Here is a 16,546-nt window from a genome sequence, read left to right as displayed (position 1 = left end):
CTCCGGTTCGCCCGCCCCTGGGCTCCCGCAAAGAACGGGCAGGGGCGGCGGTCCACCACTTATTCGAAGGTGTAGTAGCGATGAAGCGTGTAGGTCTGATCGGTTGGCGTGGCATGGTGGGGTCGGTGCTCATGCAGCGGATGCTGGAAGAGCGGGACTTCGACCTGATCGAGCCGGTGTTCTTCACCACCTCCAACGTCGGTGGCGAAGGTCCGTCCATCGGCAAGGACATCGCCACCCTCAAGGACGCCTACAGCATCGAGGAACTCAAGACCCTCGACGTCATCCTGACCTGCCAGGGCGGCGACTACACCAACGAAGTCTTCCCCAAGCTGCGCGAAGCCGGCTGGCAGGGCTACTGGATCGACGCCGCCTCCAGCCTGCGCATGCAGGACGACGCGGTGATCGTCCTCGACCCGGTGAACCGCCGCGTCATCGACCAGTCGCTGGACGCCGGCGCCAAGAACTACATCGGCGGCAACTGCACCGTCAGCCTGATGCTGATGGCCCTGGGCGGCCTGTTCGAAGCCGGCCTGGTCGAGTGGATGAGCGCCATGACCTACCAGGCCGCCTCCGGCGCCGGTGCGCAGAACATGCGCGAGCTGATCAAGCAGATGGGCGCGATTAACGCCGCCGTGGCCGACGACCTGGCCAACCCGGCCAGCGCCATCCTCGACATCGACCGCAAGGTCGCCGAGGCCATCCGCAGCGAAGCCCTGCCCACCGAGCACTTCGGCGCGCCCCTGGCCGGCAGCCTGATCCCCTGGATCGACAAGGAACTGCCCAACGGTCAGAGCCGCGAGGAATGGAAGGGCCAGGCGGAGACCAACAAGATCCTCGGCCGCTTCAAGAACCCGATCCCGGTGGACGGCATCTGCGTGCGCATCGGCGCCATGCGCTGCCACAGCCAGGCGCTGACCATCAAGCTGAACAAGGACGTGCCGCTGACCGATATCGATGGCCTGATCAGCCAGCACAACCCCTGGGTCAAGCTGATCCCCAACCAGCGCGAGATCAGCATGCGCGAGCTGACCCCGGCCGCCGTCACCGGCACCCTGAGCGTCCCGGTGGGCCGCCTGCGCAAGCTCAACATGGGCTCGCAGTACCTCGGCGCCTTCACCGTCGGCGACCAACTGCTGTGGGGCGCGGCCGAGCCGCTGCGGCGCATGCTGCGCATCCTGCTGGAGCGCTGATCGCCTCCCGCCCCGAAGACGCCGGCCCAGTGCCGGCGTCTTGCTTTGTACAGGCGGAAAAAGTCGATCACTCGACAGAACGGCGAAGTCGCCGGCGCCGGCGTCGTTTTCTGTGACGGAGCGCGGGCTGGCGCCCGGCGCCCTGTGATTATCCTCGCTGCCCGGCCCGTTGGGGCCGGCCGGCGGGCAGGGGCCGCCGGAGGGAGTCATCGACAGCAGGGGATGGGGATGTTCCGCTTCGCGCATTTGTTTCTGGCCGCCGCCGTCGCGGCCGCTTTCCTGCCGGCGCGCGCCAGCGCGCTGGAACTGGGGGATATCGCTTCGCAGGCCGCGCTGGGCCAGACGCTGGATGCACGGATCGAGCTACGCGGCATGGGCGACCTGGGCAGCGAGGACCTCAAGGTCAGCCTGGTGCCGCAGCAGGAGGCCGAGCGGCTGGGCATGGAGCCCAACTACGTCTTCCTTTCCGGGTTGCGCTTCACTCCGGAAGTCGGGCGCAACGGCCGCGGGGTGATCCGCGTGCGGTCCAGCGCCCCGGTGCGCGAGCCCTACGTCAACTTCGTGCTGCAGGTGGTCTGGCCGCAAGGGCGGGCCATGCGCGAATACACCCTGCTGCTGGACCCGCCGAACTACCAGGCCGTCGCCCAGGCGCCCAGCGCGCCGGTCGTATCCGCCGTACCGTCGGCGGCTATCGCACCGCCGGCGCAGCAGGTGCCCGTCAGTGCCGCGCCGGAGCCTTCGGGCGGCCACCGCATCGCTGCCGGCGATACCCTCTGGGCCATCGCCTCCCGCCACCGGCCGGCCGGGGATGCCTCGGTGATGCAGACCATGCGGGCGATCCAGGCGCTCAACCCGCAGGCCTTCCTCGACGGCAACGCCAACCGGCCGCGGGTCGGCGCCGTGCTGCGCCTGCCCGACGCCAGCCAGGTCCGTGCCCAGGGGCACGCCGCGGCGGTGAGCCACTTCCAAGCCCAGGAAGCCCGCTGGCGCGAACGCCCCCGCGCACTGGACGCCACCCGCAAGGCGGCGCCCGGCGCCGCGCCGGCCGTGGCGGAGGTTCGTGACAACCTGCGTCTGCTTTCCGGGCAGGCCTCGAAGCAGCCTCAGGCGAAGGCCGCCGCGGAGCGCCTGGCGCTGCTGCAGGAAGACCTGGACAGCGCGCGCCGCCAGGGCGAGGAGCTGACCAGCCGGATCGGCGACCTGCAGAGCCAGTTGGACAAGCTGAACAAGCTCATCGAACTCAAGGACGCGCAGATCGCCACCCTGGTGGCGCGCCTGGCGGCGCAGTCGCGGCAACAGGCCGCGGCCGAGCCGCCGGTCGCCGTGGCGGGCACCCCAACGCCGCAGGCGGCGCCGGCTGCCGCGCAGGAGACGGCCCGATAGGGTGAGGGCGAACGGCGATCGACGGCCGCGGGCGCGATTGCCTGGGCGGGGAAGGGGGCAGTAAAGTGCTGCGTCTTGTTTCCTTCTAGCCCATGGGATTTTCGATGTCCGTCGATGTTGCTGTAGTAGGGGCCACCGGTCTGGTTGGCGAAGCGCTGGTCGAGTTGCTGGAGGAGCTGGACTGCCCCGTGGCCGAGCTGCACCTGCTGGCCAGCGGCGAGTCCGCCGGCAAGAGCGTGCCCTTCCGTGGCCGCAACCTGCGGGTGCGCGAGCTGGACGGTTTCTCCTTCGCCCAGGTGAAGCTGGCGCTGTTCGCCACTTCGGCCGAGGTGGCCGGCGAGCACGCCGCGCGCGCCCTGGCCCAGGGCTGCACGGTGATCGACCTGAGCGGCAGCGTGGAAGGCGCCCTGGTGCTGCCTGCGCTGAACCCGGCCCGCCTGGGCGAGCTCAGCTTCCCGGCGCTGCTGCGCGTGCCCTGCGCCCCGGCCGCCGAGGTGGCCGAAGTGGTCGCCGCCCTGCGCGGCTGCGTCGAGTTGCAGGAGCTGTCGCTGACCGCCTGTCTGTCCGCCTCGCAGCTGGGCCGCGAAGGCGTGCAGGAACTGGCGCGGCAGACCGCCGAACTGCTCAATGCGCGCCCCGTGGAGCCGCGCCTCGTCGACCGCCAGTACGCCTTCAACCTGCTGGGCCAGGTCGGTGCGGCCGACGCCTCGGGCTACAGCGCCATCGAGCGGCGCCTGAACGCCGAGCTGAACGAACTGCTGCCGGAGCTGCAGGGCAGGGTGCAGGCGGATTGCCTGCTGGCCCCGGTGTTCTTCGGCGACGCCCTGAACCTCAACTTGCGCAGCGCCGTGCCGATAGCCTTGTCGCAGGTGCGGGCCGCTCTGGAGGCCGCCGAAGGCATCGAGCTGGTCGAGGACGATTACCCGACGGTGATCGGCGATGCCCTGGGCCAGGATGCCATCCAGGTCGGGCGGGTGCGTCAGGGGGCCGCTGGCCCCTGCAACCTCAATTTGTGGATTGCGTCTGATAATGTGCGAAAAGGCCTGGGGCTGAATGCTGCGGGCCTGGCTGCATTATTGATAAAACACTATCTGTAAAAGATACTTATCGAATATTTGAAGAAGCATTCTAGCTTGGCAATACTGGCTTGGACGGCCCTGGCGGGGGGAGATCACGGTGTTTTCGACGCCGCGATCGCAGGCGCCAGGCGCTCGGTCCGAAACGCACGAATCCAGAAGAAAGCTGTTAAAACAAGGGATTAGATTATGGTCCGGCTTCGTAAACTGGTGCAGGCAATTGCGGCTGCTTCTGCGTTGACCACCGGCATGGCTCACGCGCTGGGGTTGGGGGACATCCACCTGCACTCGGCGCTGAACCAGCCGCTGAATGCCGATATCGACGTGACGGACGTCCGCGACCTGTCAGCCGGCGAGATCATTCCCAAGCTGGCTTCGCCGGAGGACTTCAGCAAGTCCGGCGTCGATCGCAACTTCTTCCTCACCGGGCTCAAGTTCACCGCGGTGGTCCAGCCCAACGGCAAGAGCGTCATCCATGTGACCTCCGACAAGCCGGTGCAGGAGCCCTACCTGAACTTCCTCGTGGAGGTGCTCTGGCCCAGTGGCCGGGTGCTGCGCGAATACACCGTGCTGCTCGACCCGCCGCTGTACTCGCCGCAGGTGGCTGCCGCCGCCGCGCCGCGTGCCCCGGTTGCGGCGCCCGCACCCATCGCGCGCCAGCCCGTGGCCGCCGCCCCGGCCGCACCCCGCGCCGTGGAGCCGGCCCCCGCGGCCAGCGCGCCGCGCCAGGCCCGCCTGGACGGTAACGAGTACCGCACCGGTTCCCGCGACACCCTGTGGGAAATCGCTTCCCGCGCGCGTCCGGATGGCAGCGTGACCGTCAACCAGACCATGCTGGCCATCCAGGACCTCAACCCCGACGCCTTCATCGACGGCAACATCAACCGCCTGAAGAGCGGCCAGGTGCTGCGCCTGCCAGATGCCGAACAGATCCGCAGCCGCTCCGCCGGCGATGCCGACGTGCAGGTGCGCGAGCAGCGCAGCGCCTGGCGCGAGGGCCGCAGCCTGGCCGGTTCCTCCCGCCAGCTGGACGCCACCCGCCGCGCCAATGCCGGTGCGGCGCCCGAGCAGGCCGAGAGCAAGGACAACCTGCGCCTGGTCTCCGGCGAAGCCGGCAAGAACAAGGGTTCCGACAAGGGGGCGAAGAACGGCAAGGCGCTTTCCGACAAACTGGCCGTGACCCAGGAAAGCCTGGACAGCACCCGCCGCGAGAACGACGAACTGCAGGGCCGCATGACCGACCTGCAGAGCCAGCTGGACAAGCTGCAGAAGCTGATCCAGCTGAAGGACGCGCAGCTGGCTAAGCTCCAGGGCGAGCTGGCGACTCCGCCGCAGCCGGCCGCGCCGGGTGGCCAGCCGCCGGCGCCCGCTGCCGAAGCCCCTGCCGTGCCGGCTCCGGCTGCGCAGCCCGATGCCGCGCCTGCCGCCCCCGCTCAACCGGCACCGCCGACGGCCGCCAGGCCGGCCGAACCCAAGCCGGCGGCGCCCAAGCCTGCCGCACCGGCCCCGGCCGCCGAGAACCAGCCGGGGCTGATCGAGGAACTGCTGGCCAACCCGACCCTGCTGGCTGCCATCGGCGGCAGCCTGGTGCTGGTCCTGCTGCTGGTGCTGCTCCTGCTGCGCCGCCGCGCGGCCCAGGCCGAGGCCGCCAAGGTCGAGCCCGCGGTGAGCGGCCCGAGCGGGACGGACGAGCCGCTGGAACTGGCTGCCGGCGAATTCGACAGCCTGAGCCTGGCCGACGAGGACGTGACCCCGGCCAGCACGCCGGCCGTCGGCGAGAAGGTCGCCGCGCAGACCGGCGACCCGCTGGGCGAGGCCGACATCTACATCGCCTACGGCCGTTTCAACCAGGCCGCCGAACTGCTGCAGGGCGCCATCTACGACGAACCGCAGCGCGCCGACCTGCGCCTGAAGCTGATGGAAGTCCTGGCCGAGATCGGCGACCGCGAGGGCTTCGCCCGCCAGGAAAACGAACTGCGCGAACTGGGTGGCGCCGAGCCGCAGGTGGAGCAGCTGAAATCGCGCTACCCGGGCATGGTCGCGGCGGCTGCCGTGGCCGGTGGCCTGGCCGCGGCCGCCGCCAGCAGCGACGAACTGGAACACTTCAGTCTCGACGACCTCGACCTGACCCAGGACCACGCCGCGCCCGCCGAGCCTGTCGCGGCGGCGGCCGGTGACCTGGACGACGCCTTCGACCTGGGCCTGGACGACCTGCAGCTGGACGACGACCAGCCGCACCCCGCCACCGAGCCGCAAGCCAAGGCCGACGAGCTGACCCTCGAGGACTTCGACCTGGAAGCCGACCTGGGCCTGGATGCGCCCGCCGCGGCGGCCCAGCCGGCCCAGCCGGACGACGACTTCGCCTTCGACCTCGACCTCGACGACGACCTGGCGAAGGCCGCCCCCGTGGCGCCCACGGCCAGCGACGCGCTGGACGACTTCACCCTGGACCTGCCGGACGAGCCGGCGGCCCCCGCGGCCAAGGACGAGGACTTCCTCTTCGACCTGGGTGAGGAAGGCGCCGGGCTCGCCGCGAGCGCCGACGACGACTTCAGCTTCGACCTGGGGCCCGAGCCTGAGGCCAAGCCGGTCGAGGGCCTGGCGGACGACTTCGACCTGTCGCTGCCCGAAGAGGCCCCGCAGGAGCTGCCGGCCGACGACAGCTTCGCGGCGCAGCTGGACCAGGTCAGCGCCGAGCTGGACAAGCTCGCCAGCGACCTCGAGCGGCCGGCCAGCCCGGCGGCGCCGCTGGAAGACGAGATCGAGGCCGAGCCGTCGCTGGAGGCCGCTTCGCTGGACGCGTCCTCGCTGGATGAGGACGCGCTGGACGACGAGTTCGACTTCCTCTCCGGCGCCGACGAGGCCGCCACCAAGCTCGACCTGGCCCGCGCCTACATTGACATGGGCGACGCCGAGGGTGCCCGCGACATCCTCGACGAGGTCATCAGCGAAGGCAGCGACCAGCAGCAGAAGGAAGCCCGCGAGCTGCTCGAACGCCTGTCCTGAGCGCGGTGCGGGTGAAACGATGGCAGCCTCCGGGCTGCCATCGTCGTTTCGGCGGGGCGCAAATGCTGCGCCCGGTGGCGCGCCGGTCGAGGCGCATCGCCCGGGCGCGGCAATCCAGGCAGAATAGCGCGCTGGATTGCCTTTTCGGGATGGCCTGAGCAGTTGAACGAGTTCGAGAGCGCGGTGGGTGAGGTCGCCACCGCTGACGTCACCAGGATCGCCCTGGGCGTCGAATACAAGGGCGCGCGCTACCGCGGCTGGCAGCGCCAGGAGGACGGCGTGCCGTCGGTGCAGGGAGCGCTGGAGCGGGCCCTGTCCAAGGTCGCGGCAGAGCCGATCGGGGTGATGTGCGCCGGCCGCACCGACGCCGCGGTGCACGGCAGCGGCCAGGTGGTGCACTTCGACACCCGCGTCGAGCGGCCGCTGAAGGCCTGGGTGATGGGCAGCAACGCCAACCTGCCGGCGGACATCAGCGTGACCTGGGCCAAGGTCATGCCGGCGGACTTCCATGCGCGCTTCTCGGCGATGGCGCGGCGCTACCGCTACGTCATCTACAACGACCCGATCCGCCCGGCGCACCTGGCCGAGGAAGTCACCTGGAACCACCGGCCGCTGGACGTCGCGCGCATGCGCGCGGCGGCGGCGAAGCTGGTCGGCACCCATGACTTCACCTCGTTCCGCGCCGTGCAGTGCCAGGCCAAGTCGCCGATCAAGACGGTGCACCACCTGCAGGTGCTGGAGCACGGCCGCTTCATCGTGCTGGACGTGCGCGCCAACGCCTTCCTCCACCACATGGTGCGCAACTTCGCCGGGGTGCTGATGACGGTGGGGGCGGGCGAACGCGAGCCGGAGTGGGTCGACGAGGTGCTGGCGGCGCGCGACCGCCGCGCCGGCGGAGTGACCGCGCACCCCTTCGGGCTTTACCTGGTGCGGGTGGAGTACCCCGAGGCCTTCGAGCTGCCGCAGCGCTACCTGGGGCCACATTTCCTTTCATCTTTGCCCGATACGCTCGGCTGACGCTGTCCGGGGCATTTGCTACCATCGACGGATTGCTTTGAAGGAAGGTCGCCGCATCTTGTCCGCCGTTCGCATCAAAATCTGTGGCATTACCCGTGTCGAGGACGCCCTGGCCGCGGCCGAGGCGGGCGCCGACGCCATCGGCATGGTGTTCTACGCCAGGAGCCCGCGCGCGGTCAGCGTGCAGCAGGCGCGCGCCATAGTCGCGGCGCTGCCGCCCTTCGTCACCAGCGTGGGCCTGTTCGTCAACGCCAGCCGCTGCGAACTGGGCGAGATCCTCGATGCGGTGCCGCTGGACATGCTGCAGTTCCACGGCGACGAGAGCGCCGCGGACTGCGAGGGTTACCACAAGCCCTACCTGAAGGCGCTGCGCGTCAAGGCCGGCGACGACATCGCCGCGCAGGCCGCGCGCTACCCGGGGGCCGCCGGCATCCTGCTGGACACCTACGTCGAGGGCGTTCCCGGCGGAACCGGCGCGGCCTTCGACTGGTCCCTGATTCCCGAGGCCCTGCCGCGCCCGCTGGTGCTGGCCGGCGGCCTGAACGCCGGCAACGTCGCCGCGGCGATCCGCCAGGTGCGCCCCTACGCCGTGGACGTCAGCGGCGGGGTGGAGGCGGGCAAGGGGATCAAGGACGCCGGGAAGATCCGCGCCTTCATCCGCCAGTGCCGCGAGGCGGATTCGCGGTGAGGTGCATGTGACGGCGGGCGGTCTGCCGCCGTCATTAGGAGCTGTTGACGTTTTTGTCACGCCAGCGCCGACCCGTGTCGGCCTGGCGAAGGCGCCGCCCAGGGCGCGCCGCGATTTCGAGGGGCCGTGGCCGAGCCGCGGCGCCGATGGTGATTTTTTCTGCTCACGGGCAGGCGCAAGGCTTCGGGCCGCTGAGCGCACTGGCCCCGCATTGGAGAACAGAGCATGAGCAACTGGCTGGTAGACAAGCTGATCCCTTCCATCATGCGTTCCGAGGCGAAGAAGAGCTCGGTACCGGAAGGCCTGTGGCACAAGTGCCCGTCCTGCGACGCCGTGCTGTATCGGCCGGAGCTGGAAAAGACCCTGGACGTCTGCCCCAAGTGCGACCACCACATGCGCATCGGCGCGCGCACCCGCCTGGACATCTTCCTCGACGAGGAAGGCCGCGAGGAACTGGGCGCCGAGCTCGAGCCGGTGGACCGCCTGAAGTTCCGCGACACCAAGAAGTACAAGGACCGCCTGGCCGCCGCGCAGAAGGACACCGGCGAGAAGGACGCGCTGATCGCCATGAGCGGCAAGCTGCACGGCATGCCGGTGGTGGCCGCGGCCTTCGAGTTCTCGTTCATGGGCGGCTCCATGGGCTCCATCGTCGGTGAGCGCTTCGTGCGCGCCGCCAACTACGCCCTGGAGCACCGCTGCCCGATGATCTGCTTCTCCGCCTCGGGCGGCGCGCGCATGCAGGAAGCGCTGATCTCGCTGATGCAGATGGCCAAGACCTCCGCCGCCCTGGCGCGCCTGCGCGAGGAAGGCATCCCGTTCGTCTCGGTGCTGACCGACCCGGTCTACGGCGGCGTTTCCGCAAGCCTGGCCATGCTCGGCGACGTGATCGTCGGCGAGCCCAAGGCCCTGGTCGGCTTCGCCGGCCCGCGGGTGATCGAGCAGACCGTGCGCGAGAAGCTGCCGGAAGGCTTCCAGCGCAGCGAGTTCCTCCTCGAGCACGGCGCCATCGACATGATCGTGCACCGTGCGCAGATGCGCGACCGCCTGGCCAGCCTGCTGGCCAAGTTCACCCACGCTCCCAGCCCCGCCCTCGCAGGATGAGCCAGCGTTCCCTGGCCGACTGGCTCGGCTACCTCGAACAGCTGCATCCCTCGGCCATCGACATGGGCCTGGAGCGCTCCCGCGAGGTGGCCGCCCGCCTCGGCCTGGGGCGCCCGGCGCCGCGCGTGGTGACCGTCACCGGCACCAATGGCAAGGGTTCCACCTGCGCCTTCCTCGCCGAGTTGCTCGGCGAGCAGGGCCTGAAGGTCGGCGTGTACGCCTCGCCGCACCTGCTGCGCTACAACGAGCGAGTGCTCATCGAGGGCCGCGAGGCTTCCGACGAGGCGCTCTGCGAGGCCTTCGCCGCGGTCGAGGCAGCGCGCGGCGAAACCTCCCTGACCTACTTCGAGATGGGCACCCTGGCGGCCTTCTGGCTGTTCGAGCGCGCCGGTCTCGATGCCGTGGTCCTGGAAGTCGGTCTTGGCGGCCGGCTGGACGCGGTCAACCTGGTGGACGCCGACGTCGCCGTGGTCACCAGCATCGGCCTCGACCATGCCGAATGGCTGGGCGACACCCGCGACAGCGTGGCCTTCGAGAAGGCCGGCATCTTCCGCGCCGGCAAGCCGGCCGTGTGCGGCGACCTGGAACCACCGCAGCCGCTGCTGGACCAGGCCCGCGCCCTGGGTACGCCGCTGCTGCTGCGCGGCCGCGACTTCGACCTGGCCATCGGCGAGCACGACTGGCACTGGCACGGCCGTGGCGCCGACGGCACCCCGCTGCGCCTGCACCACCTGAGCCTGCTCGACCTGCCCATGGAGAATGCCGCCCTGGCGCTGCAGGTCTATGCGCTGCTGGACCTGCCCTGGCAGCCCGAGCGCCTGCTCGCGGCCCTGCAGCGGACCCGCGTGAGCGGCCGCCTGGACCGCCGCGTGGCGCACCGCCAGGGGCAGCCGCGGCACCTGCTGCTGGACGTCGGGCACAACCCCCATGCCGCCGACTACCTGGCCCGCCGCCTTGCCGCGCGGCCGCCGAAGGGGCGTCGCCTGGCGGTTTTCGGCCTGCTTTCGGACAAGGATCTGGGCGGGGTGCTGGAACCCTTGCTCGGCTTGGTGCAGGATTGGGCCGTCGCCCCCTTGCCCACGCCGCGCTCGCGCCCGGCCGGCGAGCTGGCGGCAGCCTTGCTTGCGCGTGGCGCGCAGGCCAGTGTGCATGAGGACATCGCCACGGCGCTCGAGGCACAGTGCGCCAAGGCGACGGCGGACGACGAGATCCTGGTGTTCGGCTCCTTCTACAGCGTGGCGGATGCCCTGAGCTGGCTGGACGGCAACCAGGACTGACAAGCGGTCAAGAAACGGGGGAGTGGCAATGGCTTTGCTGGATAAGGGGCTCAAGCAGCGGATCGTCGGTGCGCTGGTGTTGCTGGCGCTGGCGGTGATCTTCCTGCCGATGCTGTTCAGCCGCCAGGACGAGGTGCGCCAGGTGACGGTCGACGCCCCGGCGATGCCGAAGACGCCGGCCATGCCCCCGGTAGACGTGCAGCCGACCGCGGTGCCGGAGCCCCAGGCCCCGGTGGCTGAAGCCTCGCAGGCGCCCGCCGCCCAGGCCCAGGTCGAGGCGCCGGTGATCAGCCCCGCCCCGGCCGTGCCGGCCACCGCGCCCTCGACACCTATCGCCAGCCTGCCGCAGGCACTGGCCCAGCAGCCCGCCGCCCCGGCGCCGCGCCCGGCCGCGCCGGCCCAGCAACCGGCCACGCCGCCGGCCCAGGCCAGTGCGCCCGCTGCCCCGGCCCAGCGCCTGGATGCCGACAAGCTGGCGGTGAGCTGGTCGGTGCAACTGGCCAGCCTGTCCAACCGCGCCCGCGCCGAGGAACTGCAGAAGTCCCTCCGCAGCCAGGGCTACAACGCTTACGTGCGCAGCTTCGACGGCATGAACCGGGTCTTCGTCGGGCCGGTGATCGAGCGCGCCGAGGCCGACCGCCTGAAGGAGCAACTGAGCAAGCAGCAGAAGCTCAACGGCTTCGTGGTGCGCTTCCAGCCCGAACGCGGCTGACACCGATGAGCGGCTCCCGATGCATCGGGGGCTCCGCTAAAGCCCGGGGCTCTGCTAAAATGCGGGGCCTTTTTCGTTTCTGGGCCGCAACGTGGCATTTACCTGGGTCGATTGGACGATGGTCGGCATCGTCGTCATTTCCAGCCTGATCAGTCTGAGCCGCGGCTTCGTCAAGGAAGCCCTGTCCCTGCTCACCTGGATTGTCGCGGGTGCGGTCGCCTGGATGTTCGGCGGCGCACTGGCCGAGCATCTCGCGCCTTACATCCAGCTGCCGTCCGGCCGCATCATCGCCGCCTGCGCGCTGCTTTTCGTGGTCACCCTGCTGCTGGGGGCGCTGGTCAATTTCCTCATCAGCGAACTGGTGCGGGTGACCGGCATGTCCGGCACCGACCGCGTGCTCGGCATGGCCTTCGGCGGCGCCCGTGGCGTGCTGCTGGTGGTGCTGCTGGTCGGCCTGCTAAGCCTGGCGCCGGTGCAACAGGACCCGTGGTGGCAGCAGTCGGTGCTGCTGCCGCACTTCCTGCTGGTCGCCGACTGGTCGAAGAACATCGTCCTCAACCTGGCCGGGCACTGGTTCGCCAGTGGCCAGCTGGCACCGCCGGTCGGGATGGGGAGTATGCTGCCCGGCCAGTGATGGCCGGGCCAGGGTGGCGCCGAGGCGCCGCCCGACGCCGGCCCCGATGGGGCGGCGGGAACGGATTTTTTAGCCTGTAAACCAACTAGGGGTTGCGTCGCATGTGTGGCATCGTCGGTATCGTGGGCAAGTCGAACGTCAATCAGGCGTTGTATGACGCGCTCACCGTTCTCCAGCATCGCGGCCAGGACGCTGCCGGCATTGTCACCTGTCAGGACGACAGGCTCTACCTGCGCAAGGACAACGGCCTGGTCCGTGACGTCTTCCAGCAGCGCCACATGCAGCACCTGGTGGGCAAGGTCGGCATCGGCCACGTGCGCTACCCGACCGCCGGCAGCTCCAGCTCGGCCGAGGCCCAGCCGTTCTACGTCAACTCGCCCTACGGCATCACCCTGGCGCACAACGGCAACCTGACCAACGTCGAGCAACTGGCCAAGGAGATCTACGAGTCCGACCTGCGCCACGTCAACACCAACTCCGACTCGGAAGTGCTGCTCAACGTCTTCGCCCATGAGCTGGCGGTGCGCAACAAGCTGCAGCCCACCGAGGAAGACGTCTTCGCCGCGGTGGCCGGCGTGCACGCCCGCTGCGTCGGCGGCTACGCCGTGGTGGCGATGATCACCGGCTACGGCATCGTCGGCTTCCGCGACCCCAACGCGATCCGCCCGATCGTCTTCGGCCAGCGCCACACCGAGAACGGCGTGGAATACATGATCGCCTCGGAAAGCGTGGCCCTGGACGTGCTCGGCTTCACCCTGATCCGCGACCTGGCCCCGGGCGAGGCGGTGTACATCACCGAGGAAGGCAAGCTGTTCACCCGCCAGTGCGCGGCCAACCCGAAGTACTCGCCGTGCATCTTCGAGCACGTCTACCTGGCCCGCCCGGATTCGCTGATGGACGGCATCTCGGTGTACAAGGCGCGCCTGCGCATGGGCGAGAAGCTGGCCGAGAAGATCCTCCGCGAGCGCCCGGAGCACGACATCGACGTGGTCATCCCGATCCCGGACACCAGCCGCACCTCCGCCCTGGAACTGGCCAACCGCCTGGGCGTGAAGTTCCGCGAGGGCTTCGTCAAGAACCGCTACATCGGCCGCACCTTCATCATGCCCGGCCAGGCCGCGCGCAAGAAGTCGGTACGCCAGAAGCTCAACGCCATCGAGCTGGAGTTCCGCGGCAAGAACGTGATGCTGGTGGACGACTCCATCGTCCGCGGCACCACCAGCAAGCAGATCATCCAGATGGCCCGCGAGGCCGGGGCGAAGAAGGTCTACTTCTGCTCTGCCGCGCCGGCCGTGCGCTACCCCAACGTCTACGGCATCGACATGCCGAGCGCCCACGAACTGATCGCCCACGACCGCAGCACCGAAGAGGTGTGCGAGCTGCTCGGCGCCGACTGGCTGGTCTACCAGGACCTGTCGGACCTGATCGACGCGGTCGGCGGCGGCAAGATCAAGATCGAGCACTTCGACTGCGCGGTCTTCGATGGCCAGTACGTGACCGGCGACGTCAACGAAGCCTATCTGAACCGGATCGAGCAGGCGCGCAACGACGCGACCAAGGCCAAGGCCAACGCGGTCAGCGCCATCATCGACCTGTACAACGACTGAAGGAGATCAGGGGATGGCACAGGAATGGGAAGCCGGTCGCCTGGACAGTGACCTGGAAGGCGCGGCCTTCGACACCCTGGCGGTACGCGCCGGGCAGCAACGCACCCCGGAGGCGGAACACGGCGAAGCCCTGTTCCCCACCTCCAGCTACGTATTCCGCAGCGCCGCCGACGCCGCCGCGCGCTTCGCCGGCGAGGTGCCGGGCAACGTCTACTCGCGCTACACCAACCCGACCGTGCGCACCTTCGAGGAGCGCATCGCCGCCCTGGAAGGCGCGGAGCAGGCGGTGGCCACCTCCACTGGTATGTCGGCCATCCTCTCGCTGGTGATGACCCACTGCAGCGCCGGCGACCACGTGCTGGTCTCGCGCAGCGTATTCGGCTCGACCATCAGCCTGTTCGAGAAGTACTTCAAGCGCTTCGGCGTGCAGGTGGACTACCCGCCGCTGAGCGACCTCAAGGCCTGGGAAGCGGCCATCAAGCCGAACACCCGGCTGCTGTTCGTCGAGTCGCCGTCCAACCCCCTGGCCGAGCTGGTGGACATCGCCGCCCTGGCCGAGATCGCCCACGCCCATGGCGCGCTGCTGGCGGTGGACAACTGCTTCTGCACCCCGGCGCTGCAGCAGCCACTGAAGCTCGGCGCCGACGTGGTGATCCACTCGGCGACCAAGTACATCGACGGCCAGGGCCGCAGCATGGGCGGCGTGGTCGCCGGCAGCCGCAAGCTGATGGAAGGCGTGGTCGGCTTCCTGCGCACCGCGGGCCCGACCCTCAGCCCGTTCAACGCCTGGATCTTCACCAAGGGTCTGGAAACCCTGCGCGTGCGCATGCAGGCGCATTGCGCCGCGGCCCAGGACGTGGCCGAGTGGCTGGAACAGCAGCCGGGCATCGAGCGCGTCTACTACGCCGGCCTTGCCAGCCACCCGCAGCATGAGCTGGCCAAGCGGCAGCAGAAGGGCTTCGGCGCGGTGGTCAGCTTCGAGGTGAAGGGCGACAAGGCCGCGGCCTGGCGCTTCATCGACGCCACCCGGATGATCTCCATCACCACCAACCTGGGTGACACCAAGACCACCATCGCCCACCCGGCGACCACCTCCCACGGCCGCCTGTCGCCGCAGGAGCGCGCGAACGCCGGCATCCGCGACAACCTGATCCGCGTCGCAGTGGGCCTGGAAGACGTCGACGACATCAAGAAGGACCTGGCACGAGGCCTGGCGGCACTGTGAGCGACCTGGCATCGATCATCGGAAACGGCAAGGTCGCGCTGGTCACCGGCGCGGCGCGGGGCATCGGCCTGGGGATCGGCGCCTGGCTGATCGCCGAGGGCTGGCAGGTGGTGCTGGTCGACCAGGACCGCGAGCGCGGCGCCAAGGTCGCCGAGGCGCTGGGCGACAAGGCTTGGTTCATCGCCCTGGACGTGTCCCAGGAGAGCCAGGTGGCGCAGACCGTGGCCGAGGTGCTCGGGCAGTTCGGCCGCCTCGACGCCGTGGTGTGCAACGCGGCCATCGCCCGCCCGGGCATCACGCCCCTGGAGAGCCTGACGCTCAACGAGTGGAACCGCACCCTGGCGGTGAACCTCAGCGGCCCGATGCTGCTGGCCAAGCACTGCGCGCCCTACCTGCGGGCGCACCAGGGCAGCATCGTCAACATCGCCTCGACCCGCGCGCACCAGTCCGAACGCAGCTCCGAAGCCTACGCGGCGAGCAAGGGCGGCCTCCTGGCGCTGACCCACGCGCTGGCCATGAGCCTGGGCCCGGAAATCCGCGTCAACGCGGTCAGCCCCGGCTGGATCGACGCCCGCGATCGCCACGAGCGCGAAGCGGTGCCGCTCACCGAGCTGGATCACGACCAGCACCCGGTCGGCCGCGTCGGCACGGTGGAAGACGTCGCCGCGCTGGTGGCCTGGCTGCTGGGCGACAACGCCGGCTTCGTCAGCGGCCAGGAGTTCGTCGTCGACGGCGGCATGACGCGCAAGATGATCTATCTCGACTGAGGCCGGGACGGTGACGGAGGAGGGCGGCCCGGGGGCCGCCCTTTTTCGTTTGGGCCCGGCGGCCGGATCGCGGACGGAGTCCTACGTTCCAGGCGAGCGTGGCTTCTCGTAGGAGCGAGCTTGCTCGCGAACAAACGCGGTGCCATGCGGTTCGCGAGCAAGCTCGCTCCTACGAAGAGCAACTAGGCGCAGGCCGCGAGACAGTTGCTCCTACGTCCGAGCTTCCCTGGAACTGTAGGAGCGCGGGAGGCGGGGCGGCGTAGGAGCGGACTCTGTCCGCGATTGTCCGCTACCGAAACCCGACACAAAAACGGCGGATAACGCCGTGGGCGTCATGCGCCCTACGCAGGGATCCGTGCATTCGCGTTTCTGCGAACGCGAAATTCCAAAAAAAATTCAATCAGGGCATTGACTTAGGATTCGTCCCCGGTAGAATGCGCCCCACTTCGAGACGAAGGGTGATTAGCTCAGCTGGGAGAGCATCTGCCTTACAAGCAGAGGGTCGGCGGTTCGATCCCGTCATCACCCACCATCTCGCAAGTTACGCGCAGCGGTAGTTCAGTCGGTTAGAATACCGGCCTGTCACGCCGGGGGTCGCGGGTTCGAGTCCCGTCCGCTGCGCCATCTTCCCCCTCCTGGAGTTCACTACCCCGAACTCGCCGCCACGTAGAGCGCAAGCTCCGTAGCGACAGGCAGGATGGAAGGCTGCAACACCCTTGGACGCAAGTCCAGCCGACGCGCAGCGGTAGTTCAGTCGGTTAGAATACCGGCCTGTCACGCCGGGGGTCGCGGGTTCGAGTCCCGTCCGCTGCGCCATATTCAAAGCCCTCAGGCAGTCATGCCTGGGGGCTTTTTCGTTG

Annotated in this window: 13 protein-coding genes and 3 tRNA genes; all 16 read left to right on the top strand. The window is 69.4% G+C overall.

Going from position 1 to position 16,546, the window contains the following annotated elements:
- Window positions 1–80: 80 nt before the first annotated feature.
- The 16 genes from asd (at window position 81) to PKO50_RS22225 (ending at window position 16,502) form a co-directional block, all read left to right on the top strand.
- Window positions 81–1,193, top strand: a complete 1,113-nt coding sequence (gene asd / locus PKO50_RS22300; protein WP_109933258.1) for an aspartate-semialdehyde dehydrogenase — start codon at window positions 81–83, stop codon at window positions 1,191–1,193.
- Window positions 1,194–1,421: 228 nt separating this feature from the next.
- Window positions 1,422–2,576 (top strand): FimV/HubP family polar landmark protein, encoded by a 1,155-nt coding sequence (locus tag PKO50_RS22295; RefSeq protein WP_256595823.1) that lies wholly within the window; start codon window positions 1,422–1,424, stop codon window positions 2,574–2,576.
- 104 nt (window positions 2,577–2,680) lie between these two features.
- Window positions 2,681–3,673 carry an aspartate-semialdehyde dehydrogenase gene (locus PKO50_RS22290; protein ID WP_109933257.1) on the top strand — a complete coding sequence of 331 codons (993 nt, stop codon included), beginning with the start codon at window positions 2,681–2,683 and terminating at the stop codon, window positions 3,671–3,673.
- 168 nt (window positions 3,674–3,841) lie between these two features.
- Window positions 3,842–6,658, top strand: a complete 2,817-nt coding sequence (locus PKO50_RS22285) for a FimV/HubP family polar landmark protein (protein ID WP_275627250.1) — start codon at window positions 3,842–3,844, stop codon at window positions 6,656–6,658.
- Between the two features lie 162 nt (window positions 6,659–6,820).
- Window positions 6,821–7,675, top strand: a complete 855-nt coding sequence (gene truA, locus PKO50_RS22280) for a tRNA pseudouridine(38-40) synthase TruA (RefSeq protein WP_109933255.1) — start codon at window positions 6,821–6,823, stop codon at window positions 7,673–7,675.
- 58 nt (window positions 7,676–7,733) lie between these two features.
- Window positions 7,734–8,363, top strand: coding sequence for a phosphoribosylanthranilate isomerase (locus PKO50_RS22275; RefSeq protein WP_109933254.1), 630 nt, complete (start codon window positions 7,734–7,736; stop codon window positions 8,361–8,363).
- Window positions 8,364–8,588: 225 nt separating this feature from the next.
- Window positions 8,589–9,464 carry an acetyl-CoA carboxylase, carboxyltransferase subunit beta gene (gene accD / locus PKO50_RS22270; protein WP_089393764.1) on the top strand — a complete coding sequence of 292 codons (876 nt, stop codon included), beginning with the start codon at window positions 8,589–8,591 and terminating at the stop codon, window positions 9,462–9,464.
- The gene (folC, locus tag PKO50_RS22265) at window positions 9,461–10,741 is read left to right on the top strand and encodes a bifunctional tetrahydrofolate synthase/dihydrofolate synthase (protein WP_275627249.1); all 1,281 of its coding nucleotides are present in this window, start codon (window positions 9,461–9,463) and stop codon (window positions 10,739–10,741) included. The genes accD and folC overlap by 4 nt, the downstream gene beginning before the upstream one ends.
- A gap of 28 nt (window positions 10,742–10,769) precedes the next feature.
- Complete coding sequence (locus PKO50_RS22260) at window positions 10,770–11,453, top strand: SPOR domain-containing protein (RefSeq protein WP_275627248.1); 684 nt, start codon at window positions 10,770–10,772, stop codon at window positions 11,451–11,453.
- Window positions 11,454–11,544: 91 nt separating this feature from the next.
- The gene (locus PKO50_RS22255; RefSeq protein WP_109933251.1) at window positions 11,545–12,087 is read left to right on the top strand and encodes a CvpA family protein; all 543 of its coding nucleotides are present in this window, start codon (window positions 11,545–11,547) and stop codon (window positions 12,085–12,087) included.
- 101 nt (window positions 12,088–12,188) lie between these two features.
- A complete protein-coding gene (purF, locus tag PKO50_RS22250) occupies window positions 12,189–13,694 on the top strand; it encodes an amidophosphoribosyltransferase (protein ID WP_109933250.1) in 1,506 nt (501 codons plus the stop codon).
- Between the two features lie 13 nt (window positions 13,695–13,707).
- On the top strand, window positions 13,708–14,919 hold the full coding sequence (locus tag PKO50_RS22245; RefSeq protein ID WP_109933249.1) for an O-succinylhomoserine sulfhydrylase: 1,212 nt from the start codon (window positions 13,708–13,710) through the stop codon (window positions 14,917–14,919).
- A gap of 5 nt (window positions 14,920–14,924) precedes the next feature.
- Window positions 14,925–15,686 carry an SDR family oxidoreductase gene (locus PKO50_RS22240; protein ID WP_089393829.1) on the top strand — a complete coding sequence of 254 codons (762 nt, stop codon included), beginning with the start codon at window positions 14,925–14,927 and terminating at the stop codon, window positions 15,684–15,686.
- Window positions 15,687–16,142: 456 nt separating this feature from the next.
- Window positions 16,143–16,218 (top strand) — tRNA-Val (locus PKO50_RS22235).
- A 15-nt stretch (window positions 16,219–16,233) separates the two neighbouring features.
- Window positions 16,234–16,310, top strand: a tRNA-Asp gene (locus PKO50_RS22230).
- 115 nt (window positions 16,311–16,425) lie between these two features.
- Window positions 16,426–16,502: transfer RNA gene (locus PKO50_RS22225), tRNA-Asp, on the top strand.
- Window positions 16,503–16,546 lie beyond the last annotated feature (44 nt).

The sequence above is a fragment of the Pseudomonas sp. 273 genome (assembly GCF_029201425.1).
Lineage (GTDB): Bacteria > Pseudomonadota > Gammaproteobacteria > Pseudomonadales > Pseudomonadaceae > Pseudomonas > Pseudomonas delhiensis.
This window is presented reverse-complemented; position numbering and strand designations above follow the sequence as displayed.

Bases quoted from the DNA above. Each gene is read 5' to 3' on its own strand.
- PKO50_RS22260 (WP_275627248.1), top strand. From the start codon at position 10,770: ATGGCTTTGCTGGATAAGGGGCTCAAGCAGCGGATCGTCGGTGCGCTG.
- folC (WP_275627249.1), top strand. From the start codon at position 9,461: ATGAGCCAGCGTTCCCTGGCCGACTGGCTCGGCTACCTCGAACAGCTG.
- PKO50_RS22245 (WP_109933249.1), top strand. From the start codon at position 13,708: ATGGCACAGGAATGGGAAGCCGGTCGCCTGGACAGTGACCTGGAAGGC.
- PKO50_RS22290 (WP_109933257.1), top strand. From the start codon at position 2,681: ATGTCCGTCGATGTTGCTGTAGTAGGGGCCACCGGTCTGGTTGGCGAA.
- purF (WP_109933250.1), top strand. From the start codon at position 12,189: ATGTGTGGCATCGTCGGTATCGTGGGCAAGTCGAACGTCAATCAGGCG.
- asd (WP_109933258.1), top strand. From the start codon at position 81: ATGAAGCGTGTAGGTCTGATCGGTTGGCGTGGCATGGTGGGGTCGGTG.
- PKO50_RS22295 (WP_256595823.1), top strand. From the start codon at position 1,422: ATGTTCCGCTTCGCGCATTTGTTTCTGGCCGCCGCCGTCGCGGCCGCT.
- accD (WP_089393764.1), top strand. From the start codon at position 8,589: ATGAGCAACTGGCTGGTAGACAAGCTGATCCCTTCCATCATGCGTTCC.
- PKO50_RS22285 (WP_275627250.1), top strand. From the start codon at position 3,842: ATGGTCCGGCTTCGTAAACTGGTGCAGGCAATTGCGGCTGCTTCTGCG.